This window comes from Paenibacillus favisporus (assembly GCF_040545415.1).
Taxonomy (GTDB): domain Bacteria; phylum Bacillota; class Bacilli; order Paenibacillales; family Paenibacillaceae; genus Paenibacillus_AQ; species Paenibacillus_AQ favisporus.
Window position 1 is genome coordinate 787,348 of record NZ_JBEPLV010000002.1, and the last position, 24,241, is coordinate 811,588.

The window sequence follows — 24,241 nt, forward strand, 5'->3', positions numbered from 1 at the left end:
TCTCACGATTTTGGGCCTCACGAAGTAAAGTGTTTCCTTACTTCCGGCACGGTAACGTGTGCCATCCGGTTGAGACTACTCACTGAATCAAGCGCTTGATCCGGTTTTCGATCAACAGCTCGGAGATGACGTCATGCAAGGGGTTAAGGCAAAGGTTTCAGCATTTCCTTCGCTCTCTGGACATAAGAGCCCTTGACACTTTTTTCTCTTCATCGCTTGTTTGTTATATACATAAAAACCCCTCTCCTCCCAAGCTCGGCAGCGATCTGCCGAACGATAGGGACGAAAAGGGGTTATTTTCGCGGTACCACCCTGGTTTGCTGAAATCTCACGATTCCGGCCTCATGAAGTAAGGAATCCCTTACTTCAGCACGATAACGTGTGCCCATCCGTTTGGAACTACTCACCAAATCAACAATCGGATCCGGTTTTCGATCAACAGCTCCGAGGTGACTATTATACAAGGGGTTAAGGCAAAGGTTTCAGCATTTCCTTTGCTCTCTGGACATAAGAGCCCTTGGTACTTTTTCCTCTTCATCGCTTTTCAAATGATATTATGAGGATATTATCACAGACTCGATTATTTTTTCAACAGGTTCTTATTCATATTTGTTTTAAGATTAGTAAAACCGGAAAGCTGCATGCATTCCGGTTTAGTTAATTATTACATCGTAGGTGGGTTCGAGTACGCCTCGGCATTGAAGCTTTCCGGACCCGTATATGTCGGAAATATGGAGACAACTGCCGGTACGCTCACGATGGCTTGATAGACCATGAAACCTGGGTTCGGTGGATGATAATCAATGCCGACCCCAGACAATACAGTAGTTGTCAGCGCGCTTTCCCCCGTTGGTTTTTCTCACCAATTCTGACAACACACAGGGGGGAGAGACGCAGAAAAAAAGCATGACAGTTAAGTGTCATGCTTCTTCGTATGTAATTCCCCGTTCATCAAACACTTTCATGACGACAAACATGGCATCCAGCGTCTTGGGAAAGCCCGCATAAGATACACAGTGCATGACGGCCTCTACAATCTCATTGGGCGTAAGCCCGGCATTCAGAGCCCCTTGAATATGGAAATCGAGTTGAGCGGCGGCTCCTGAAGCAATCATAGCCCCTATCGTAAGCAGGCTCCGCTGCTTTAAATCCAGACCTGGACGGGAATACAGCGAGCCATAAGGGAACTCGACAATCAGCTTGGCCATGTCAGGACTGAATTTCTCCATTTTTTTAACCGTCGCGTTCAGCGTTTCTTCACTGACCATCCGTTGTAACACATCTATTCCTTTATCATACCGATTCGATTCCATATACGTCCTCCGTAAGTTTTAATCTAAGCTAAGCAGTCTGGTAAGGATCGGCGGGATTTCTTGCGGGTCCACCATGACCTCGATGACCGTTGCCGTATTCGACTGCAAAGCTGTTTGAACCGCCTGCTTGATGTCGGTTTCATTCTCACAGCGAAATGCCGTTGCGCCCATGGATTGGGCAAATAAGCTAATATCCAGTGGCCGCTCATAGACAGCACCGACGGAGCGTCCCGTGTTATAGGACATTCCCTTTTCCACCATATCTAAGCGACCGTTATTCAGCACAAAGAAGATAACCGGAATTCCGTGGTTCACTGCTGTCGATATCTCGGTGCCGTGCATCATGATGCAGCCGTCGCCGGTCACACAGACGACAGGGCGATCCTGCATAGCTAGTTTCGCTCCGATCGAATAGCCGATCGCCGCCCCCATCGCGATGAACACTTCATCGAAAAAGAATGTCCCGGGCTCGATGATTTCGAAATGCTGTACGGCATGAAAGGAGTGACTTCCTGCGTCTCCGAAGAGTACCGCCTCTTTCGGAAGCACGGCCCGCAAGCTCCTGAACGCCGCCCCCGCTGACAACATGGTGGATTCCATCTGGGAGGACGCAGCAGCCGCTTGTGCCCGCGGTGTCAGCATCTCATGCTCTTTGGACGTTGCTCCGCTCCGCAAAATAAGTTGAGTCAAGTTGGAGCGAATATCGCCAAGGATCAATTGCGTCGGCGCCTGAATGGTTTTGCCTGCGAACGTAAGGTCATACTCAAATTGCAGAACCTTGTCCGGCTCCATATCGGCCGTAAATCCGGACAAAGACATGTCGCACAATTTGCTGCCGACGACGATCATCAGGTCAACGCCGGATTTCAAATAATCAGTTGCATACTTGGAACCCCCGAGGCCATATCCGCCCAAGTATAAGGGATGATTGGTAGGAAAGGCCCCTTTCCCGCCAGGGGTGGTCATTACAGGAATTCCCCAATGTTCTGCAATTGTCTGCAATTGGTCATAGGTATCCGACATGACGGCCCCTTTGCCCACGAAGAGGACAGGTTTCTTGGCCTCGTCCAGCAACGATATGGCCTTATCAATATCGGGAGATACAACGGGTGAAATATGGTCCGGCAATGGCAGGTAGAAGGTCTCCACTTCCTCCATTAGCACATCAAATGGGATGCACAGATGAACAGGTCCCTTTTCACCGGTGTAGGCTTTTTCCAAGGCATGTTTAAGGTAGAGATAGAGAGTGTCCCCCCGTTCGATGCGAGCACTGAACAAGGTGACAGGTTCGAACATTTTAACCAAATCTGCCCCGAACTGGCTTGAATCCTGGCTTAAAGCGCGACCAGTCTCTTGCATCGAAGGCTGTCCGGTAATGAACAATACAGGCAGCTGGAATTCTTTGGCCTGCGCTGCGGCTGTAATCAGGTTTGTTCCTCCCGGCCCGGAAGTACCGATCGCGATCCCCATCGTTTTTGCTGCCAGGGCATAACCGGACGCTTCAAACCCACAGCCAGCTTCGTGACGACCCAGCACATATTGAATATCATAGTTTTCGAGTTCCAGCATCAGCGGAGAGATGGACTTTCCGGGAATGCCGAACACGTGGGTAATTCCCCATTTTTTAAAATGCTCGACTAATATTGTATACACTCTTTGTTTCATCTTATCACCCCTGCAAATTGGTTTTTATGGTCGTCGTTTGCATCAACAACTGTTCGATTTGTTCTGCTGGTATAGGTGGGTAATAATAAAAGCCTTGTACTTCATGGCAGTTCTGACTGCGCAGGAAATTCAGCTGATCCTTCGTTTCTACACCTTCTGCGATCACATCGATTCCGAGCTTATGGGCCATCGCGATTACCGTAGCCACAATGTCTGCGTCATTCGAATCCGTCATGATATCCCTGACAAAGGATTGATCAATCTTCAGCCGGTCAATCGCGAACTGTTTCAGATAGGAGAGATTGCTGTAACCTGTCCCAAAGTCGTCGATGCAGATCAGTATACCTAGTTCCTTCAGCTTTCCGAGTATCTCGATTGCAACTTCAACATTCATCGTCATCGACTCTGTGATTTCGAGCTCCAGATAGGAGGGATCGATGTGGGTTTCAAGTAAAATCTCTTTGATGGTCTCTACCAAATCATGCTTTGAAAATTGGCGAGAAGAGAGATTCACTGACACGCGCATCGGGGTAAACCCTTTTTCCTTCCACTTTTGATGCTGAAGGCAGGCCGTTTTGAGCACCCATTTTCCGAGGGGGACAATAAGTCCTGTTTCTTCGGCGATCGGGATGAACTTAGCCGGGGGGATCAAGCCAAGAGTCGGGTGATTCCAGCGAACAAGCGCCTCGGTACCGATGATTTCCCCTGTCTTTGAATCGATCTGGGGCTGGTAATATAACACGAATTCTTCTAGCTGCAGCGCTTTACGGATCGAATTCTCCAGCGTAAGCCGTTCAATACCGCCGCCGCTCGGGATAGATTTGAAAATGTTATAGTTGTTCTTTCCATCGTCTTTCATCTGGTAAAGGGCAATGTCGGCGTTCTTCATCAGCATTTCGACATCCCTGCCATCTTGAGGATAGAAGGCAATACCGATGCTGGCTGTTATATATAACTCATAGCCGTCCACTGCAAATGGTTTCTCAAATGCTCTAATAATCTCTTCCGCAACCTGAATGGCTTCCGTCTGATCCGTAATCTCTTCCAAGAGGATCGTGAATTCATCCCCGCCCATTCTGGAAACCAGTTGGTCCGAAGCATGGCAGCAAGCTTTCAGACGCTCGGCAACCATCTGCAACAGCACGTCGCCGTTGTTATGACCCAGCGTATCGTTAATCTTCTTGAAACTGTCCAGATCGAGAAACATGACGGCAAAGATACGGTTTTCGTTCACCCCTTGTCTCAGCAATTCACCAATATGGCCGGTGAAAAACCTTCGATTCGGCAAACCGGTTAAATCGTCATGATAGGCTAAATAATTGATTTGCTTTTGCGTATGATAACGCTCCGTGATGTCCCGAAACTGTGCGAATGCGCCCATGATCTGCATATTCTCATCACGAATAGGGAAGGCGTCAAACAGGCAGACCCGCTCGTCTTGTCCCATCTTAGGACGCAGCATGAATTCCATATCTTCATACTCTTTCCCCGTTTGAAGGACCTCTTTAATGAAGTCGTTTGTTTTGGCATTCGGAATAGGTTTATTGATGACATCCTGCTTTTTGGCACCGGTTAAAATTTCAGCAAACTTGTTGAACTCCGTAATGTTTCCATCCCGATCCGTAATAATAATGCCGTTTCTTGTCGTTTCGATGACCACCTGATTCAGTATGTGCAATCGTCTGTTTTGCTTTTTCAATAGCAGTTCTCTTTCGATCGAATCGACAACCGTGCATAGCATCGCCAGTAAAAAGGGGTTATGCTGGTCGATCGTCGTCATGATCGTAATGGTTCCGAGCAAATTGGAGATATCTGTATATTGAAAGGGTACGGTATAACAGGCCGAGGACCATAAAAATTCATAATAATGCTCGTCCCCGACAAGTTGAATCGGCTCACGATGATCCAAAACCAAATTAATGCTGTTGGTTCCCGCTTCGTGTTCATTGAACACGAGGCCAACTTTAATGCCCGATTGCTGAATCACAGTCTTGATCGCTTCATCCCCGGCCATTTCCAGTATGCAGCCGTTCTCATCGGTAATCAGGATGAGCAGCGGGAGTCCTTTCATGAGCTCCAACAACTTATGAACAAAGAAATCAATGACGGACAGTATTTCCTCGTATTCTGCCCGTTTTAGATTCAAATCGCTTTCTGATAAAAAGTTAGTAAAGGAGGGAATCCCCTGTGGATCAATACCTAGCTTTTCACATCTCATTTTAGACTCCGAGATTAAGGATAACTTCGTCAAATCAATCCCCCTACTTTACCAAGAAAAATGCAATAAATTTACTTGAATGATATGTAGCTGAAATTTACCGGTTCTATTTTCATTATGACGGCGCTCCAAGTTTTTTTCAATTTATTTTCTGTTAGATTCTGGGTGATTATGGCAAACAAAAAAGAAGCCCCAATGAGAGCACTGGGTTGATGTTACAGCTTCATCCATTTCTCTTTGAAAAATAGAGAGAAGACGCGAACCGCAATGATTTTCAGCATCATATAAACGGGAATGATAACAATCATCGCGATGATTCCCCCGATATTGCCGGCAGCCAGGACAAGGATTACGGTTGTAAGAGGGTGAATATCCAGCTTTTTACCGAATACATAGGGAGCGATCAAGTTGTCCTGAACTTGTTGAGCAACCAGTATGATGACAAGCGACCATATAGCCGTCGCCGGCGATTGCGTCAGCCCTACGATGACAATCGGAATCGCAGACAGGATGGCACCGACAAACGGGATAAAGTTTGCAATGACGGATATGACCGTAAGCAAAAAAGCATAGGGTAAGCCAATAATCAGGAAGCCGATATACATTAAGACACCCAACGAAAGGTTGACAATCACTCTTCCGACGATAAATCCGCTTAACATATGGTCGATTCCTGTGACAATCTCACGGGAATCGTTTTGATAACGAGTTGGCGTTGCGCGCACAAGTAAATTTCCGAACTTCTCTCCTTCTTTTAGCATGAAAAACAGGAGGATAGGGAAGGTGAACAGGATAATCGTAAAATTAGACACAAACGAAAACAAACCGCCTAAATAATTCGACATGAAGGAAAAGCCTTTGTTTAAGTAATTGGTGATTGAAGAGAGTCCATTGCTTTCATTGGCCGGAAATAAGGAAGCGAGGAATCCGTTCTTCTCAAGCTCATTGATCTGTTCCCCTACGGAACTCAAGAGACTTGGGACATTATCTAGAAAGCTGATAAACTGTCCGTAGAGCACAGGCCATTTGCTAGTAATGAACCAAACGATGGCAAGCGCGAAAATGACGTAAATAATCAAAATGGCCAAGGTCCGGTTAACTTTATATTTTTCCATTAACTTCACCAGCGGCCTGAGCAAATAGTAAAAAAATACGGATAGAAGCAGCGGGATGGACACTACCTCGATTAATGCAATGATCGGACGAAATACGAAACTTACTTTGGAACCTAAGAAAATTATCAAAAACAGTAATACTATAAGCGTGCCAAAGCGCAATGCTTTGTTTGTGGTGAACAAATGATTCCCCTCCATTTTGTATAAAACTCCCCTGCTTGATGCGCGAATAAAGGCATCCTGCGTTCAGTCTCATCTCTACAATAGTATTAAAGATACATACTTTTACGCTGGCTTAAGAATGACGTTTCATAATGTAATGAACATCAGTCATTAAGGTAGAACGCTTTAATTTATTGATAATAAAAAAAACAAATATTCCTTGACGGGAATATTCCTGTGGTGGTATATTTTTCTCATAAGCTTAGCACTATTCAAATGGGAGGGAAAAACGGGATGAATCAGGAAGTTACAGCCTACATCGAAAATCTGCCGAAATGGCAGGGAGAGATGAGTTCAACCCTGCGGAATATGGTTCATGAGACGATTTCGGAAGTCGAAGAACGCATTCAGTACAAGAAACCGCATTTTTTGAAAAACGGCCATTATGCAGCGGTGATCTCGCCAGCAAAGGACGCCATTGCGTTCATGATCATGAACGCAGACAGCATCGAGTTTCCAAAGGGATTCGACGGGCCTGCTGAACGGAAATGGATCAAATTGCGGGAAGGCGACACTCCAGATCTGGCTCTGCTGTCAGGTCTACTGAAGCAAGCTTCCAGCACGTTGTAACAGGAAATCGGGGGGGACAATGAAAACGACAACTTTGAACGCGCTTGCGGAACCCAACCGATTGCAGATCATTGAACTGTTGCGAGAAGGTCCACTTACGGTCGGGGAAATTGCGGATCGGCTGCACCTTCGGCAACCTCAAGCGTCCAAACATCTAAAAGTTTTGAGTGAAGCCGACCTTGTCGAAGTTCGGGCGGACGCCAACCGGCGAATCTACCGGCTTCGCCCCGAGCCATTCATGGAAATGGATGCATGGCTCCATACGTTTCGCAGTATGTGGGAAGACCGTTTTGACCGTTTATCGGATTATCTTAATCAATTAAAAAAATCAGATTATCCCTAAATTCCAAGGAGGAGATCTAATGAATACTCAAGGACTTTTATTGAAACGTGAGTTTGACGCCCCCCGGGAGCTGGTATTTGAGGTCTGGACCAATCCGGCGCACTTTGGCAACTGGTGGGGACCAAAAGGGTTTTCGCTTGAAGTGGCTAAGATGGACGTTCGGCCAGGCGGGATGTTTCTCGGCTGCCAGAAGTCGCCGGATGGACAGCAGGCGATGTGGGGCAAATTCGTTTACCAGGAAGTGCAGGCACCGGAGAAGCTGGTATGGGTTCAGTCCTTTTCCGATGAAGAAGGTAACACCGTTCGCGCTCCGTTCAATCCGAACTGGCCGCTGGAAATTCTGAATATTCTGACGCTTGAGGAAAATGAGGGGAAGACGGTGCTGACGCTGCAAGGTGGACCGCTCAATGCCTCTAAGGAGGAGCAGGAAGCATTCGACTCGATGGCGCCAATGGTTGCACAAGGATTCGAAGGTACCTTTGAGCAACTTACAAACTACCTGGCTAGCCAACAATAAAGCCAATACCCAGGGTCATCTGAAAGCCTCGGAGAGAATTTGCTCCGCGGCTTTTGCTATTCATGGTAATAGATTGCAACATAAGGAAACTCGAACTTCTTCATTCGCCTCTGTCCAGACTTCCGGTGGTACCGCCGGGAGCAGAGGGTTTCCAACTAGAATCTGCAGTAGAGGGAAGGGCTAAGAGCTCAGCGTTCAGCTGAGCTCTTTTTGGCTTTATCTACCTTTGATCAGCCTACGGCTAGTTGTCCAGTCGACGTTCCGGGTCAGACCCCGTGCCGTACAGCTTTCGGTAGGTCTCCGGCGTCATGCCTTCCTTCTGCCGAAACGTAGCCACGAAGTGACTCGCGTCGCGAAACCCGACCGCTTCTCCGATGCGGCGCACGGTCCAATCGGGCCGGTAAGGGAGCCATTCCTTCGCCTTGCGGAGCCTTAGCTGAATGAGATAGGCATAAGCCGTCATTCCGAACAGGTCACGAAATCTTTCGTTCAGCTGCCGTTCACTAATGCCGAGCTGTGCAGCCATCTCCGCCAAGCCGATTTCCGGGTTGGCGAATTCGTGTTCCAGCCAGTTCAGCAGGCCTTGAACCCGGTCCAGCCGCTTCGAGATGGAGGGCCGCTTGTCCGTGCGGGCGTCGGTGCGAAGCAGCGTAAGAAATCGGTATAAATCCGCGGAATACCGCCATCCCGACGGATCGCCGCCCGATTCGGCGAACGCCAGCATGCCTTTTAGCTGGTCGGTTATCGGATCATGGCCGGCTTCCCATTGAAACCATTCAGCGGCACTCCAGCCGAGGGAACGGACGAAACTGGCGGCGATACTTCCATGAAAAGTGATATAACCGGTCTGCCAGCCGCCGCCTTTGGGCTCATATCGATGAGGCGTACCCGGGGCGAGAAGAACGCCCGATCGTTCCGTCATTTTCCACGTGTACCCGTTAATTGATAGTTCTCCCTCTCCATGTAATGTCTGAAGCCAATGGAAATAGGGATAGCCCGAGGGCCTTGCTATGGTCTCCTGGTCGGGTTTGATCCCAATCGTCTCCAGCTGCAGGGGCAGCAGCTCCGAAGGGAAGGCGGGAACGACTCGGCGCATCTTATAAAAACCTCCATATTCTTATATATAAAATCCCGAATTTTATATTTTTTACAGATATCATAAGCCATTAAGATAGGGTTATCCATTGCAGTTTTATCATATACATTGAGGTGTGACAAGTTGATCAATACGAAAAAGGCGAAAATTTGGTATGGCGGAGATTACAACCCGGATCAATGGGAGAAACCGGTCTGGGACGAAGATTTACGTATGTTCAAGTTGGCGGGTATAGACGTCGTGACGCTCAATGTGTTTGCCTGGGCGAAAAACCAGCCCGACGAAGACACGTACCATTTCGATTGGCTCGACGAGATGATGGACAAGCTTCACACGGATGGAATCGGCGTCTGCCTCGCCACAAGTACAGCAGCCCATCCTGCATGGATGGCGCGCAAGTACCCTGACGTGCTTCAAGTCGATTTTCATGGCCGTAAACGGAAGTTCGGCGGACGCCACAATTCCTGCCCGAACAGCCCGACTTACCGCAAGTTTGCAGCACGTATGGCCGAGAAGCTGGCGGAGCGTTACAAAGACCACCCGGCATTGCTTATTTGGCATATTAACAACGAATACGGCGGTGCGGGGAACTGCTACTGCGACAACTGCGAAGCGGCTTTCCGGGAATGGCTCAAAGCGCGTTACGGCACGCTTGATGAGGTGAATCGGGCCTGGAACACCGGATTCTGGGGCCATACGTTCTACGATTGGGAAGATATCGTCCTGCCGAGCGGACTCAGCGAGGAATGGACCGGGGCAAACGGGCGGACGGAGACGAACTTCCAGGGCATTTCGCTCGACTACATCCGTTTCCATTCCGACAGCCTGCTGGAGTGCTACAAGCTTGAGTATGAAGCCGTCAAAAAGCACACACCGGACGTTCCTGTAACGACGAACCTGATGGGCGCCTTCAAAAAGCTCGACTACCACAAATGGGCTCAGCACATGGACGTCGTGTCATGGGACAACTATCCCCGTTTTGATACGCCCCACAGTTACACAGGCATGATGCATGATCTGATGCGCGGTTTAAAAGCGGGGCAGCCGTTTATGCTCATGGAACAGACGCCGAGCCAGCAAAACTGGCAGCCTTACAACTCGCTTAAGCGGCCTGGCGTCATGCGGCTGTGGAGCTACCAGGCAGCGGCCAGAGGGGCGGATACGATCTTGTTCTTCCAGCTCCGCCGATCAATCGGCGCCTGCGAGAAATATCACGGAGCCGTGATCGAGCATGTCGGTCACGAGCATACACGCGTGTTTCGCGAATGTGCCCAGCTGGGCAAGGAACTTGCACAGCTCGGGGATACGCTGCTTGACGCACGTGTTCAGGCCAAAACGGCCATTTTGTTCGATTGGGAGAACTGGTGGGCGGTCGAAATGTCGAGCGGTCCGTCAATCGCTCTGCGTTATGTAGACGAAGTCCATAAGTTCTATGACGCGCTGTATCGTTCGGGGATTGCGGCGGACGTCGTCAGCGTAGAGGCGGACCTTAGCAGCTACAGTCTGGTCATTGCGCCAGTGATGTATATGGTGAAGCAGGGCGTAGCGGACAAGCTGGAGAAATACGTACAAGCGGGCGGCACGTTTGTTACGACTTTCTTCAGTGGGATTGTCGATGAAAACGATCTTGTCCGGACGGGCGGATATCCCGGCGAGCTGCGCAAGCTTCTCGGGATATGGGCGGAAGAAATCGATGCCCTGCTTCCGGACCAGCGCAACCGCATTGTCGTATCTGCCGGCACCCCCGGTATGAAGCCGGAATACGAATGCGGCCTGCTCTGTGACTTGATTCATTCGGAAGGCGCCGAGGTCAAGGCGGTATACGGCGAAGATTTCTACCGCGGCATGCCGGCGCTAACCGTGAACAAGTTTGGCTCAGGTGAAGCCTGGTATGTGGCGACAAGCCCGGAGGCGTCATTCCTTCAAGACTGGCTGTCGCAATTGTGCGCCTCCCGTGGGATTAAGCCCCACATTCCCTCCGCGCCGGAAGGCGTGGAAACGACGCTTCGATCCAAGGAAGGCCAAGACTACCTATTTGTGCTCAATCATAATGCAGATGCTGAAACCGTCGAACTGGGGGATCGGGCCGGCATCGACCTGTTGACCGGCCGTACGCTAAAAGGCGGAAGGGCGGAACTGATGGGACATGATGTATGGATTGTCAAGCTCGATCGGTAGCATAACGTCTCAGGAAGCAAGCTCATCAGGTTGGCAGAGTTACAACTTAAGGTTCCTGGTTACCGCATGGCTCTATTACGAGAATAGGGGATGAACTGAGATGAAAATAAACGCAAACCTAAGCGACTTGGAGCAAATCGTCGGACGAGTGGCGTCGTACACGTTCGACATGGACCTGACGTGGGATTGGCCGGGAGGCGTCGCTTACTATGGCGTCAGCAGAGCATTTGAAGTAACGGGCGAGCAGGCCTACCTTGAACGGATGAAGGAATGGGTGGATGAATATATCGAAGCCGGTCTGCCGGACTGGACGGTGAATACATGCGCCATGGGTCACATGCTGCTCACGCTTTACGAGCAGACAAAAGACGAGAAGTATGCGGAGATCATTCACAGCAAACTCGATTACCTGGAGAATGATGCGCTGCGTTTCGGCGATCGGGTGCTTCAGCATACGGTATCGTCGGGGAACGATTTTCCGGAGCAATGTTGGGCGGATACGCTGTTCATGGCGGCATATTTCATGCTGCGTGCAGGCATTCTGTTCGATAAAAAACACCTCATTAACGACGCTCTGCATCAATTTTTCTGGCATATCAACTACTTGCAGGACGACAACGACGCCCTTTGGTATCACGGCTACAACCATATTAAACAGGACCATATGTCAGGTATTTACTGGGCGCGTGCGAACGCTTGGGCTGCCTATACGATGGCCCGCGCGGCACGTATTCTGCCGGAAGGGTATCTGTATCCCCCAATGATGCATATTTGGAGCTCATTGCGCGATCAGCTAGCCGCGATTAAGAAGCTTCAAAAGGAAGACGGCCTGTGGGGAACGGTTCTGGATTATCCGGAAGCTTACGGCGAGGTATCGGCCACGGCGGGTATCGGGGCGGCCATGGTAACCCAAGGCAATCCTTTGCACGCAAAATATGTGCAGAAGGCGCTTGACGGCCTGCTGGCGAACATTGCCGGCAACGGCCGCGTGCTGAACGTATCGGGCGGCACCGCTGTCATGAACGACATCTCCGGATACCTCGGCATCGACAGGAAATGGGCCCAGGGCTGGGGGCAAGGACTGGCGCTCGCGTTTCTGACCTCGGTGATTGAGGAGCTCAAGAAAAATGAAGCGAGAGTGGATCACAAGTCGGTGGATGCTTTGTGAGATGAATAGAATGATGTTCTTGTAACAGATCGTGATAGAGAGCGTTGGATTACCACTCAAGAGAGCAACGAATCAAACATGATTCGTTGCTTTTTTATGATTGAGCTAGCATTGAAGTCTAGAAGAGATAGCCGGTTGGGCTCATCCAAGTCCGCAGCAAAACATTGAAAGCTCATTAAAGTAGCTTCCTTGATAACAGAGAACGAGAATCCGGCTAGGACCCGGGGAGGCATTTACCTTGATTATCTCACATCGCAAACTTTCGCAAAAATCGCAGAGAATTGCTTGATTCAAGGGAATTTTGCCATCGAGGAACGGAACGAATAGGCCTGGAGAATTATTTAAGTATACATTGAAAAATAATAATTGAATTAAGAATACTTAGAATATAAAATACATACCGAATATAATGATAAAGGAGGTTCACAAAGTGCGTCTGCGACTGTTATCAGGTATTTTGTCCGTGGTCATGCTCATTCAGCTCGTTCCGGTATTCAAGGTGCACGCAGGTCCGTATGTACCGGATCTTCCGCAATCCGGTCATGTCCTCACGGGCCAGGATTTGATCCCAGCCCTCGTCCTCCACGATTTCAACACACCTGAAGATGTAGCGTCATGGAAAGCGGGAACCAACACCAAAGAGGTCAAGTATGTGACAAGTATGCTAAACGGCCCGAACTCGCCGTATGAAGGAAGCGGTGCTCTGGAACAGGTCCCGGACCCGGTCAAAGTGTATGAATGGCGCACGATTTATACGGAATACGAGCAGCCGAAGGACCTGTCTGCATACCGTTTCCTGGCGTTTGCGGCAGACAGCTATGGGTGGCAGTCATCTGCAGACTATGTGATGAAGGTGAAATTGTTCAGTGGAGACGACGAATTTGAGAGCATTGCCCATATCCGCCCGGATCAATGGAAGCGGATCTTCATCCGGCTGGGGGATTGGGAAGGCAAACATGCCGTCACCAAGATGGAAATATCCTTTATGCAAAATTTTGATCTGGAAAATGTGCAGCCGGGCCAGCCGGGATACGATTCCTGGGATGGACGGTTTCAGATCGATTATATCTGCGCGACGAACGTGATTGATCTTGGATTTAATCAGGAAGGGGAAACCGAGGGCTTCACCGCCATGAACGGCTCAATTCAGGCACAGGACGGGGCATTGGCATACCGCATGGAGGCTGAAGGGGGATACATCGAATCACCGGAAATCAAGATCGATACGACGCAGAGGAACGGCATGACGATCGACATGACGAACGAGACGGGCGCTCAGGAACTGAAAATCCAGTGGCGGACCGAGGGGGGAGAATGGTCTGACGATCAGGTGAAATCGTTCACCGTTCCGGCTAGCGGCACCTTCTCGCAAGATTTCAACTTCTCGGATCATCCCGGATGGCAGGGCATCGTCACCGGATTCCGCATCATTCCGGAAGCAGCAGCCGGCACGATCAAGCTGGACCAGATTCGCTTCAGGCAGATGCCGGAAATGGAGCAGCCGTATGCAGGCAAAGCGGAAGCCAGAATAGATCAGGACGGCAGGATCATCGTGGAAGGAACAGTTAATCCAGACTTTGTGTCTGCTCATCCCGAAGGACAGCTGGAGCTGTTTGAATTGGCGACCTACGAGGATGCGAAGGATGTGCTTTCAGCCAAGACGCCTCTTGCACAGACCGCTATAGGCGAGTCGTTCCGGTTCGAAACGGCTGTAAATGACGGGCAGCGGAGCCGACTCTACTCCAAATTCGCCGTTGCGTTCCGTGCGGAAGACGCCACATATACCCCAATGGACGCTCCGCAGTATATCACGAATCCGGAAGCCACCTCTCGTAACACTGAGCCCTATCCGGAGGCGCAAAGCATTAAGGGGCTTCAGGTACAAATGACGGGTGACGCCCAGGAGCTTGGGATCAGCCATGCCGCACTGAATGTAAGCTACAACGAACTGATGTACAAATCCGCTAACCATCCGGAGAACACGATATCTTATGACCTTGAAGGGGAAACCTTCTATTTCCGCAAAGACCGGATCGAACGTATGGATAACGCCATCAAAAGCTTGTCCGACAACGGCATTATCGTCTCCCTGATCCTAATCATGTATGATATCAAGGATCCCGATTCACCCAATGAGTTCCTGATCCATCCGGATTCCGAGCCTGGAGGAACCGTATATGCGCTCAATACGAGTAATGAAATGGGCGTAAAATACGTGAAGGCGGCAACCAAGTTCATGGCACAGCGTTATTCCATGCCAAGCGAACAATTCGGGAGAGCCGTCAATTATATCGTCGGCAATGAAGTCGGCCAGAATAAAGTTTGGAACAATATGGGGCCCAAAAAGGTGGATGCCTACGTCCGGGAGTATGTCCAGACCTTCCGGCTGATCGACACGATCGTCAAAGGCGAATACGCCAACGCCAGAACGTATGTATCTTTGGACCATTTCTGGAATGAAAAGCTGGACGATGCTTCCCTTTGGAAATACGACAACAAGGTCATTGTCGATAAAATGGCGGAATTATCGCGTAAAGAAGGCGATTTCGCTTGGAACATCGCCGCGCATCCTTACCCGGAGGATTTGTTCAACCCGCGTTTCTGGAATGATGCCACGGCAACGGATTCGTTTGACACCCAGCGCATTACGTTTAAAAACCTGGGCGTTCTTGTGGATTATATGAAGCAGCCGGAGCTTCTCCATAACGGGCAGATGCGGCGAATCATTCTGTCGGAGCAGGGCTTCCACAGCTTGACCAATTCGGAAGAGCATCAGAAGCTTCAGGCCGCTGCTTATGCCTATGCTTATTATAAAGTGAAGTTTTTGGATGGCATTGATGCCTTCATCCTCCACCGTCATGTTGACCATGGACAAGAGGGCGGGCTGAATCTCGGCTTGTGGACCCATACTCCGGACAGCGTCGTGACGCCGGATCAACCGAAATATATTTATGATGTCTTTAAATATATCGATACGGCCCGCTCGCTGGAAGTAACCGAGTTTGCCAAGCCGATCATCGGGATTTCGGATTGGCGGGAAGTGATTCCGAATTTTAATCCCGGCCAGCTTCAGGACCGGACGATTCCTTCGATCGGTGGCCTCGATTATATTCGTGACGTGCAGAAGCCAAGGGAAGGAAGCGGTTTTGAATCCGGGACCGACGGCTATGCCGCATCGGATGAGGTGCAGGAAGTGAGCAAAGCTTCCGGCGATGCCTTCAACGGAACGGGCTACCTCGCAGCCAGATTCAACAGCCCGTACGCGAAAAATTGGGCCGGCGTGCAGAAACAGTTCACGGAGCCGGTCGATGCCAGAAAAACACCATATTTCACAGCCGCGCTTCGGCTGGCCGATGTGAATCCGGAAAAGGCATATGAGGCGAAAATTATTGTGTACAGCGGATTCGACCGGATCGAAGGAACTGCCAAGCTGGATGCGGAGAAGGGATGGCAGCTGGTCTCGCTTCCGCTTGGGGGATGGAAGGGAGCAAAGTCCGTTGACCGGGTGAAAATCTGGGTGCGCTCCGAGGGAGGAGCCCCGTTGAAGGGAGAACTCCGTGTGGATGAAGCCCGTTTTGCCGAAAAAGTGAAATATGATCCTCATTCGTCCAACCTGAAGATTTCGGTACAGCAGCTGACGCCCAAGTTTGAGGTTGGGGCGAAGCTTACCGTCACGGTCACCAATCTCGGATCCCAGAAGCTGAACAAGAAGCTGAGGGTGGAGCTCCCCCAAGGAATTCAAGCATCCCCGGGAAGTATGGATCTTGGCGACGTTGGAACAGGGATGAGCAAGAACATCACCTTACAGATTACCCAATTTGCTCCGATGAATGAAAAGGATCTGACTTTGACGTTGGACTATGATTCCCGTAAATTCACCTTTCCTTTGGAATGATGCAAGCAAGGGAGCAGCATGATTCCTTCAATCCAATCAAGAAATTCGAAAACAAGAGCGATCATAGGAACATTTTACGTACTTGCGTCCATCATCCATTCAAGCTTCTCGACTTATAAAGAAATGACTGTGGTGCTCGGTAGAGTGCCGCAGTCTTTTTTTTGATATCGAGCAGTTGTCCTTTAATCTGAACCTTGGGGAACGGTCCAGTCAATGTATATATTTAGTTGTAAACATCCTATACAAAGTATATTATATAATTAATAAGAATACTTAATGAGAGAAATAAGTGCTTTCGATATTCGTTAATGGAGGTCGAGCCGCCTATGTGTGACACGGATCCGTTGGGAGGAGCAGAAAGGATGCGGAATCATGTGAGTCGAACGCACGCCGATCAATGGGGAGGCATTGACGGGTTGGGAAGGGAGCTTCCAACGCGGGCAGAAACGGGGCCGAGGCGCGAAGGCAGGTACGTAGGTTTATTTTACTTTCTGTGGCTGGGGCAGCACGGAACGTCAGGCCCTTTTGATAACAGCGAAATTCTCGGCCAATATCCCGAAGCGGTGAGGGATCCAGCCCACCCGGCCTGGGGGCGGGAAAATGCATTTCACTTCTGGGGCGAGCCTTTGTATGGCTATTATTTGAATGACGATGCCTGGGTGCTTCGCAGACACGTGCAGCTTCTGACGAGTGCGGGCGTGGATTTTATCGTGTTTGACACGACTAATGCCGTTACGTACAAGAAGGTATACGACGTATTGTTTCGCGTGCTGGACGAGGTATGGGGACAAGGCTTTACCGTACCGCAGTTTGCCTTTTACACGAATACGGATTCAGGAACAACGATTGCGGAATTGTACGAAGATATATACAGACCGGGGCGCTATAAGCATCTATGGTTTCACTGGAAAGGCAAACCTTTGATCATTGGAGATCCGGCGGAATGCACGGAGAAACAGCGGGCCTTTTTCACCTTTCGCCGGAATCAATGGCCAAATGAAGAAGCGAAGGTAAACGGATTTCCATGGATCGAATTTCAACGGCCGCAGCGGGTGTATTTTAATGATGAAGGGGAGAAGGAAGTGATCAGCGTTTCCGTTGCGCAGCATCCCAGTGTAGCGATGAGCGATACGCCCTTTTACGGGTACGGGAACAATTGGGGGAGAGATTATCACGAAGGGATGGAGAAACCGGAAACTGATCTGCCCGAATCCATTCATCGGGGCATGAATATCGCCGAACAATGGGAGTTTGCTATTGCAGAGGACCCGCAGATCATTTTCGTTACCGGCTGGAACGAGTGGATCGCCATGCGCTTGCAAGGAACACCGGATCGGCCGGTTTTGTTCGTTGATCAAGCTACGCTTGCATTCAGCCGGGATATCGAGCCGATGAAGGGCGGGTATCAAGACCATTATTATATGCAGCTAATTGGTGATATCCGCCGCTACAAGGGCATGTCCGAACCGGTGCACAGCGGAACCTTCCTCGCCGCAGAGCCGGACTTTACGACATGGCCGTCTGTACCGGAGCTGTACAGGGACTTTGAAGGGGATACGATGCGCCGGGATCATGCCGGATATGGGAGTTTTCATTATTTTCAAGACACGGGCAGAAATGATTTGGTTACCCTGAAAGCCGCTCATACGGATCACTGTCTATACTTTTACGCAAAAACGAAAGATCCCATCACACCCCATACGGACCATCACTGGATGATGCTCCTCATCCGTAACCGGAGACTACATAGCCCGGGATGGGAGGGGTACCATTACATTGTGAACAGGACAGTCATAGATCGTTCCAAGACGCTGTTGGAACACAGCATAGGGGAGTGGAACTGGAAAGCGTCGGCAGAGATCTGTTATTTCGTTTCGGGGAATGAAATGTATGTTGAAATCCCGCTCGCACTGCTAAGGGGCGATGAAGATCCGGAGGACCGGGCGAAAGGAATATGGATCGAGTTCAAGTGGATAGACAATATGCAGAACGAAGGGGATATCGCAGACTTTTATCTGCACGGCGACACGGCGCCGGAAGGACGATTGAACTTTGTGTACAGATCGGTCGACGAATCATAATTCATAAGCACTCATTTTCTGGATACTCGAGATCAGCACAAGCTGGAGGTAAAGCGATGAATAGACCAAGCTGGGAAGCGGAATGGATTTGGGCCGAGGGAACGGGGAATGAAAATAACGTATATGTGGAAGCCCGCCAATCTTTTGAACTGACGATACCCTTTACAAAAGCGTTTGTACGGATTTCCGCCAACCAATCCTATAAGCTGTACATTAACGGCATCGAGGCGGGCAGAGGCCCCGCGCCATCCGACTTGTTATGGATGTCTTTCGATACGCACGACGTTGCCGCACTGCTCCGGAACGGCCGGAACTGCATTGCGGTGGCAGCACACAATTTTGGTAAGGACAGAATCGTCACCGAGCAGCTGCAGGGGCCCGGCGGATTGATATGCCAGCTCGACGTATACGGCGCTGACGACCAAGGGGCAGGCCTGCTGACGGTTGCCAGCAGCTCCGAATGGAAATGCAGGCGGTCCCCCCGGTGGAAAACGGGAGTAAGCCGCCTTCATATGTGGGGTGGATACCGGGAGCTGATGGATATGTCCCGGGAAGACGGCTGGGAATGCGAAGATTATGACGATTCATCCTGGCCGCCCGCCGAAGTGATTGCAGCAGCAGAGAAGGAGGATTCCCCCTGGCCACGCTTGGTCGCGCGCGATATTCCGTATCTGCAGGAAGACTTGGTATCCCCGGTAAGAGTGGTATCGGCTGAATCGTTACTTGGGTCCATCCAAGCCCCGGAAGCGCAATTAGCTGCTGACACGGCGGAAGGAAGGGGACCGGTGGTCATGGACGCTTCGATTCCCGGCTCTTTTCCCCAGATTACCTATGACTTCGGAGCTGAGATCGTCGGCTATCCGGAGCTTGAAGTCATTGCTGAGGAAGGCGGGGTTCTGCAGCTGTTTTATGGGGAGTCGCTGGAATTGGATTTGAGGGATACGTACCTCCTCTGCAAAGGCGTAAACAAGATCACTCCGTTCGGAAGGCGTGCATTTCGCTATCTTAAGGTTGGGGTCATGGCGACGCCCGTTCCCTTGCGTATTTGTGACCTTCGGGTCCGTTTTGTTCATTATCCGTACAAGGACGGGGGACATTTCCACAGCAGCGATGATAAGCTGAACCGGATTTGGGAGGTCGGCCGGTATACGACCATGGTCAACAGCCAGAACCATTTTGAGGATTGCCCTTATCGTGAAGGTGCGCTGTGGGTGGCCGACTCGGTTGTCATGGCCAAAGTGGTCTATCAAACGTTCAACGATCCCCGGCTCGTCCGGAAGTCATTGCTGCAGGCGGCGAAAATACAAAACGCCGACGGTTCCATACCCGGCACCGGACCGCAGCGGAACGCCTATTTGTTGCCCGATTTTTGCGCGCATTGGCTGTTTGGTGTAGCCGAATATTACGATTATACGAAGGATCGGGCTTTTTTAGAGGAATTATGGCCGCATATCGTGAAGCTTGCCGCGTGGTTTACGGAGCAGGAAGATGACGCCGGATTGTTTGCCGACGCGGATCGGGACGGTATGTGGTGCTTTATTGACTGGTCGGATGAAATCCACCGGGAGGACCGCGTAACCGCCATCTCTTGCTTCTACTATCGATTTTTGAAAACGGCCGCCGCGTTGGCGTATGAGCTGGGCGAAGAGGAGCGCGGGAATTCCTTTACGCATCAAGCATCAGAGCTTCGCAAGTCCGTCCGGAACCTGCTCCGGGTACCGAATACGGCCATTTATGCTGACTGTTTGAACGGAGATGGTCTTTCCTCCAGTATCACGGCCCAGACCAATTTTGCGGCTGCCTGGTCAGGGATCATGGATGATGAGGAAATATCCGTGTTCTTGCAGGAGTATTACCTGAGAGGACGGCTTCCGCAAATTCGCGGAGCGTTCTTCTATCATATCGTGCTCGAGACCGTTTTCCGTTACGGTTATGCTGCGGATGCCGTACGCATCATCCGAAATTATTGGGGCGAGATGCTGGATCGGGGCGCGACAACCTGGTGGGAAACCTTTGATCCGAACCTACCCTTTTCGACTACGCCAAGCCCCTATCTTGGGCATACGCCAACCTATTTGGAGGACGCTGTTCCGGTAAGTTTATGCCATGGCTGGGGAGCATCACCAACGTATTTATTGAACAGGGAGCTGCTTGGGATTGATATTTCTAAGGCGGGGCACGGGCAAGTTACGCTCCGTCCTAGCCCAGTGACGGAAGTTGAGTGGGCGGAAGGTTCGGTGGTCACCCGTTACGGAAAAATCAGCGCCCAGTGGAAAAGAGATAAGGACGGAGTGTACCGCTTTGAGGCTCGCCTGCCCGCGCAAATGATATGGAAGGCGCCAGGATTGCGCGACATATCCGTGTCTATGGATCAGGATCATGTTCACGTTCGAGGAACGGTTCCGGTTCATGAGGCCGCACCAAAGCGGACACCATTGGTCGATTGCAGCGGGTAACCTTAGGTTGAAGGATTTGAAATGTAAAGGCAGTCTCTCTTCCGTCAGGATCAGAGACTGCCTTTTTGCTTGCAGGAGTGACCGTGTTTAAAGTATACTTAACTCAATTTGGTAAGGAGTGATGGCTTCATGGATATGGAAAAATCGGACAAGACTCCGATGTATCAATATATAATGAACGATATTAAACGAAAGATCGCCTCCGGAGAACTCAAGCCGCATGACCCGCTCCCCACTCAGATTGAGCTGGCAAAAGAGTATAACACCAGTGAAATTACGTCCAGGCGGGCACTGTCGGATCTGGTTCAGGAAGGATTCGTGTATAGGATCCGGGGGAAGGGGAGCTTCGTCCATGAGAATCCGGCTCAAGCCGATTCCAAAGGGCTGCGCACCTTGTATTTTGCCCATCAGAATCATGAAGTGAGCATCCTGAACCACCCGTTTTTTACGGATATGTTTGAAGGCATTAAAGAGGTATGTGATGAAAACGGCGTCGCGTTCCACATTTGGGATATCGGGGAAAACTATGAGCTGCCTGAGGATCCTGGCGCCGGCATCATCCTCCTGACGGTTAAAGGGCATTTTGACTTTTCGCGTTTAACGGCTTGGCAGGAAGAGAATCGGCGCATTGTCACGGTGCATTTCTATTATCCGCATTTGGGCATTCCCTATGTCATCGCGGATAATCTGACAGGAGGATATCTGGCCACCCAGCATCTGATCTCTCAGGGGCATCAGCGAATAGGGATTATACTGACAGGCAGTTCGCTTTTGGAATTAAACCAGGATTTCTCCCTTCGCCTCCAAGGTTATAAGCTGGCGCTGACCCAGCATAATATTCCTTTCCATCCGGATCTGATCACCGTCGTCGACGGAGAAGACGAACGGGCGGAGATGGGGGAGGAAGGGTTCAAAAGGCTGATGAAGCTGCCGGAGCCGCCAACGGCGATATTCGCCACAAGCGACTATAAGGCTTTCGGTGCGATGAACGCGGCGAGAGAATCCGGGATGAACATCCCCGAAGATATAAGCATTATCGGTTACGATGATGTGAAACTCGGCGAGTATTCCTATCCGAGGCTCACCACGGTGAATCAGAATACACGCAAGATGGGTCAGAGGGCGGCGGAGATTTTGCTGTTTGAACTGGAGGAGGATCATTCGTCCCTGGTAAAAGACGAGATCGTTCCGACGCTGATCTTGCGCGACAGCACCGCTCCCTTATCGACGAAGCAGCGCATCAAGAATAACTAATTTGAAGGGCTCCCGGTTAACGGGAGCTTTTTTTAATAATATCAGAAAGTATAAACTCCAAAGCCATGGCTTCCTGATATTGCAAGAAAAATTACCTTTAAACGCGGTCTGTCTTCTTTGAATGTACGTCGATAGACGTTTTTCTTAAGAAAGAAGAACATGTTCCCCGGTCATATATCATCCTGATCCCGCCAGCAAAACTTCGGCTTTCCTCAACGTGTTTCGCAATAAAAACTATTGCAATAGGCAAACACCTACAGTATACTTTGTTTATTAAAGTATACAAAATTTAAAACGTATACTTACAGCTGAAGCGTACTCGTTCAAGTTTATTGCAATTGAAAGCGCTTTAGATCATGACCATTCGAAAATAGGGGAGATCAATGTGAACAAAAGGAAGGGATTCATCGTTCTCTTGAGTATTGTGATGCTTTTGGCTTTATTGTCGGCATGCACCAAAGCAGCCCCCACAGCACCAGAAAATCCAGGCACCGCAGAATCCAATCCAACGGGTGAGGATCAGGGTAAGGAAAACGCCGGGAAGGATCCGGCCGCGTCGCAGCTGACAGGAAATATTAACATTTCCTTGCCGAATGCATCGGCGTCAGTGTGGAATGCGGTTGCCGAAGCGTATATGAAGAAAAATCCGGGAGTGAAGGTCAAAGTCGACAACAAGCCGGCGGAAGGCTACAAGGAATGGCTGACAGCTCAATTTGCAGCAGGTGTGCCGGACGTTGACCTGGTTACGAATAACGAAGTCGGTGGCCTAGTTAACAGTAAAAAATTTATGGACTTTTACCCTTATTTCGATAAGGTCAATCCTTATACGAACCAGCCTTGGCAGGACACCCTGGATCTGAAAGCGATGGGCATTAATCTCGAAGGCATTGGAGCCGAAGACCATTTGTACAACCTGAACTTTGAATCCGTGCAGATCGTATGGGTGTACAACAAGGAGATTTTCCAGAAAGTCGGCATTACTGAAGCTCCCAAAACGTTTAACGAAATGATCGACGCTTTCAATAAAATAAAAAAAGCCGGATATACGCCGCTGGCGCTCGGCGGAGACTCCAAATCGATGTGGAGCGGTCAGGCGGGATGGCTGGTGCGGATCTATGCCGATCAGTACATGCGCGATTACATTAACATCATCCGGTCCCAGGAGCAGGACTATACTTACGTCCCTGAGCTCGACGAGCAGTGGAAATACGATCTGACGGATCCGTATAACGATTCCAACAGTAAAGTGACCAAAAACGAAATGCGGCTGTGGAAAGCCGTTAAAGACAAAGAAGGTCCCTTCAAAATTGCCGGCAATTCCCAGTGGAAGGCTTACTCGGAAAATCTGAAAAAACTGTTCGATTATGTGCCGGACGGATTTTTCGGAGTGAAAGAGGACCAGGCTTACAATCTGTTCCTGACGGGGAAGGCGGCGACGATGTTAGGTACGCCGGCCTCCTACTGGCAGCTTCCTAAAGATTTCGCGGATGAGGAAAAAACGGGTGCTACTGGCGGGGTGAAGCCTTTCGAATACGGATTCTTCAACATGCCTTCCATGGAAGGACCCGAGGTGATGGCACCGGCCCGTACGATCCAGATTCCGATCGGATTCTACGGTTTCGTCAATAAAGATGCGAAGCAAAATGAACTTAATGTGGATTTCATGATGTTCCTGACGAGTCCGGAAGGTTATGCCGTGTATTTGGATGCGATCCAGAAGAGTGACGACGCCTCCCTCTCAGGCGCACCGGCCATTAAAGGCATTACACTCCCGGATGAGATGGCGGCGGCATTCGCCGACTTCAAGCCGATTGGAAATACCGAGGGCTACACCAGCGCCGCCAACAACCTGGCTCGCGGAATGTGGGATTACCAGCCGTCCGTGCAGGATTGGGTAGGGCTCGTACAGCGGTACTTCAGCGGAAAGCTGACGACGGATCAATATTTGGAGCAGCTGCAGGCGAATATCGATAAATATATGGAACCTGCTATGAAAGAAGCCAAGAAAGAACTCTCCGACTTGGATCACCCCGAGCGGCGTCCGCCGCAGCGTTAATCACTTTTTCACACAGGTCTGCACATGCATTTGCATGTGCAGACCACGTATGATTACCCGAGGAAAACAGGCAATTCGTAAGGATGACGGATAA

15 protein-coding genes and 1 other annotated feature are annotated in these 24,241 nt (G+C 50.2%); of the genes, 10 read left to right on the forward strand and 5 right to left on the reverse strand.

The genetic code is table 11. The annotated features are described in order from the left end of the window. Positions 1–275 precede the first annotated feature (275 nt). Positions 276–547: a binding site (T-box leader), on the reverse strand. Between the two features lie 373 nt (positions 548–920). The 4 genes from ABID47_RS11615 to ABID47_RS11630 all read right to left on the reverse strand — a co-directional run bounded on the left by ABID47_RS11615 (position 921) and on the right by ABID47_RS11630 (position 6,509). Continuing rightward, the gene (locus ABID47_RS11615) at positions 921–1,313 is read right to left on the reverse strand and encodes a carboxymuconolactone decarboxylase family protein (RefSeq protein WP_251674058.1); all 393 of its coding nucleotides are present in this window, start codon (positions 1,311–1,313) and stop codon (positions 921–923) included. Positions 1,314–1,331: 18 nt separating this feature from the next. Continuing rightward, positions 1,332–2,978, reverse strand: a complete 1,647-nt coding sequence (locus tag ABID47_RS11620) for a thiamine pyrophosphate-binding protein (RefSeq protein ID WP_354496802.1) — start codon at positions 2,976–2,978, stop codon at positions 1,332–1,334. A 4-nt stretch (positions 2,979–2,982) separates the two neighbouring features. Next, positions 2,983–5,229, reverse strand: a complete 2,247-nt coding sequence (locus ABID47_RS11625; protein ID WP_354496804.1) for an EAL domain-containing protein — start codon at positions 5,227–5,229, stop codon at positions 2,983–2,985. Positions 5,230–5,411: 182 nt separating this feature from the next. Then, positions 5,412–6,509 carry an AI-2E family transporter gene (locus ABID47_RS11630; protein WP_354496806.1) on the reverse strand — a complete coding sequence of 366 codons (1,098 nt, stop codon included), beginning with the start codon at positions 6,507–6,509 and terminating at the stop codon, positions 5,412–5,414. Between the two features lie 258 nt (positions 6,510–6,767). Between ABID47_RS11630 and ABID47_RS11635 the strand changes: the two genes are divergently transcribed. The 3 genes from ABID47_RS11635 to ABID47_RS11645 are packed head-to-tail and all read left to right on the forward strand — an operon-like array spanning position 6,768 to position 7,963. Then, complete coding sequence (locus tag ABID47_RS11635) at positions 6,768–7,103, forward strand: DUF1801 domain-containing protein (protein ID WP_354496808.1); 336 nt, start codon at positions 6,768–6,770, stop codon at positions 7,101–7,103. A 19-nt stretch (positions 7,104–7,122) separates the two neighbouring features. Next, on the forward strand, positions 7,123–7,446 hold the full coding sequence (locus ABID47_RS11640) for an ArsR/SmtB family transcription factor (RefSeq protein ID WP_105443903.1): 324 nt from the start codon (positions 7,123–7,125) through the stop codon (positions 7,444–7,446). A 19-nt stretch (positions 7,447–7,465) separates the two neighbouring features. Beyond that, positions 7,466–7,963 (forward strand): SRPBCC family protein, encoded by a 498-nt coding sequence (locus tag ABID47_RS11645; RefSeq protein WP_116231525.1) that lies wholly within the window; start codon positions 7,466–7,468, stop codon positions 7,961–7,963. A 241-nt stretch (positions 7,964–8,204) separates the two neighbouring features. Here the strand turns inward: ABID47_RS11645 and ABID47_RS11650 are convergent, their stop codons facing one another. Continuing rightward, positions 8,205–9,059: an AraC family transcriptional regulator gene (locus ABID47_RS11650; RefSeq protein ID WP_354496810.1), complete on the reverse strand. Its 855-nt coding sequence runs from the start codon at positions 9,057–9,059 to the stop codon at positions 8,205–8,207. 123 nt (positions 9,060–9,182) lie between these two features. Here ABID47_RS11650 and ABID47_RS11655 point away from each other — a divergent pair, with 123 nt between their 5' ends. The 7 genes from ABID47_RS11655 to ABID47_RS11685 all read left to right on the forward strand — a co-directional run bounded on the left by ABID47_RS11655 (position 9,183) and on the right by ABID47_RS11685 (position 24,147). Continuing rightward, positions 9,183–11,237, forward strand: a complete 2,055-nt coding sequence (locus ABID47_RS11655) for a beta-galactosidase (RefSeq protein ID WP_354496812.1) — start codon at positions 9,183–9,185, stop codon at positions 11,235–11,237. Between the two features lie 100 nt (positions 11,238–11,337). Next, a complete protein-coding gene (locus ABID47_RS11660) occupies positions 11,338–12,405 on the forward strand; it encodes a glycoside hydrolase family 88/105 protein (RefSeq protein WP_354496814.1) in 1,068 nt (355 codons plus the stop codon). 430 nt (positions 12,406–12,835) lie between these two features. After that, positions 12,836–16,300, forward strand: a complete 3,465-nt coding sequence (locus ABID47_RS11665; protein WP_354496816.1) for a DUF5722 domain-containing protein — start codon at positions 12,836–12,838, stop codon at positions 16,298–16,300. A 374-nt stretch (positions 16,301–16,674) separates the two neighbouring features. Further along, positions 16,675–18,381, forward strand: a complete 1,707-nt coding sequence (locus ABID47_RS11670; protein ID WP_354496818.1) for a hypothetical protein — start codon at positions 16,675–16,677, stop codon at positions 18,379–18,381. Positions 18,382–18,437: 56 nt separating this feature from the next. Continuing rightward, a complete protein-coding gene (locus ABID47_RS11675; RefSeq protein WP_354496820.1) occupies positions 18,438–20,837 on the forward strand; it encodes an alpha-L-rhamnosidase-related protein in 2,400 nt (799 codons plus the stop codon). Positions 20,838–20,966: 129 nt separating this feature from the next. Next, positions 20,967–22,091, forward strand: coding sequence for a GntR family transcriptional regulator (locus ABID47_RS11680; RefSeq protein ID WP_354496822.1), 1,125 nt, complete (start codon positions 20,967–20,969; stop codon positions 22,089–22,091). Positions 22,092–22,476: 385 nt separating this feature from the next. Further along, positions 22,477–24,147, forward strand: a complete 1,671-nt coding sequence (locus ABID47_RS11685) for an ABC transporter substrate-binding protein (RefSeq protein WP_354496824.1) — start codon at positions 22,477–22,479, stop codon at positions 24,145–24,147. Positions 24,148–24,241: the final 94 nt, after the last annotated feature.

Excerpts from the sequence above, each read along its gene's own strand:
- ABID47_RS11615 (WP_251674058.1), bottom strand. The coding sequence starts at position 1,313 with ATGGAATCGAATCGGTATGATAAAGGAATAGATGTGTTACAACGGATG.
- ABID47_RS11620 (WP_354496802.1), bottom strand. The coding sequence starts at position 2,978 with ATGAAACAAAGAGTGTATACAATATTAGTCGAGCATTTTAAAAAATGG.
- ABID47_RS11630 (WP_354496806.1), bottom strand. The coding sequence starts at position 6,509 with ATGGAGGGGAATCATTTGTTCACCACAAACAAAGCATTGCGCTTTGGC.
- ABID47_RS11635 (WP_354496808.1), top strand. The coding sequence starts at position 6,768 with ATGAATCAGGAAGTTACAGCCTACATCGAAAATCTGCCGAAATGGCAG.
- ABID47_RS11640 (WP_105443903.1), top strand. The coding sequence starts at position 7,123 with ATGAAAACGACAACTTTGAACGCGCTTGCGGAACCCAACCGATTGCAG.
- ABID47_RS11645 (WP_116231525.1), top strand. The coding sequence starts at position 7,466 with ATGAATACTCAAGGACTTTTATTGAAACGTGAGTTTGACGCCCCCCGG.
- ABID47_RS11650 (WP_354496810.1), bottom strand. The coding sequence starts at position 9,059 with ATGCGCCGAGTCGTTCCCGCCTTCCCTTCGGAGCTGCTGCCCCTGCAG.
- ABID47_RS11660 (WP_354496814.1), top strand. The coding sequence starts at position 11,338 with ATGAAAATAAACGCAAACCTAAGCGACTTGGAGCAAATCGTCGGACGA.
- ABID47_RS11675 (WP_354496820.1), top strand. The coding sequence starts at position 18,438 with ATGAATAGACCAAGCTGGGAAGCGGAATGGATTTGGGCCGAGGGAACG.
- ABID47_RS11680 (WP_354496822.1), top strand. The coding sequence starts at position 20,967 with ATGGATATGGAAAAATCGGACAAGACTCCGATGTATCAATATATAATG.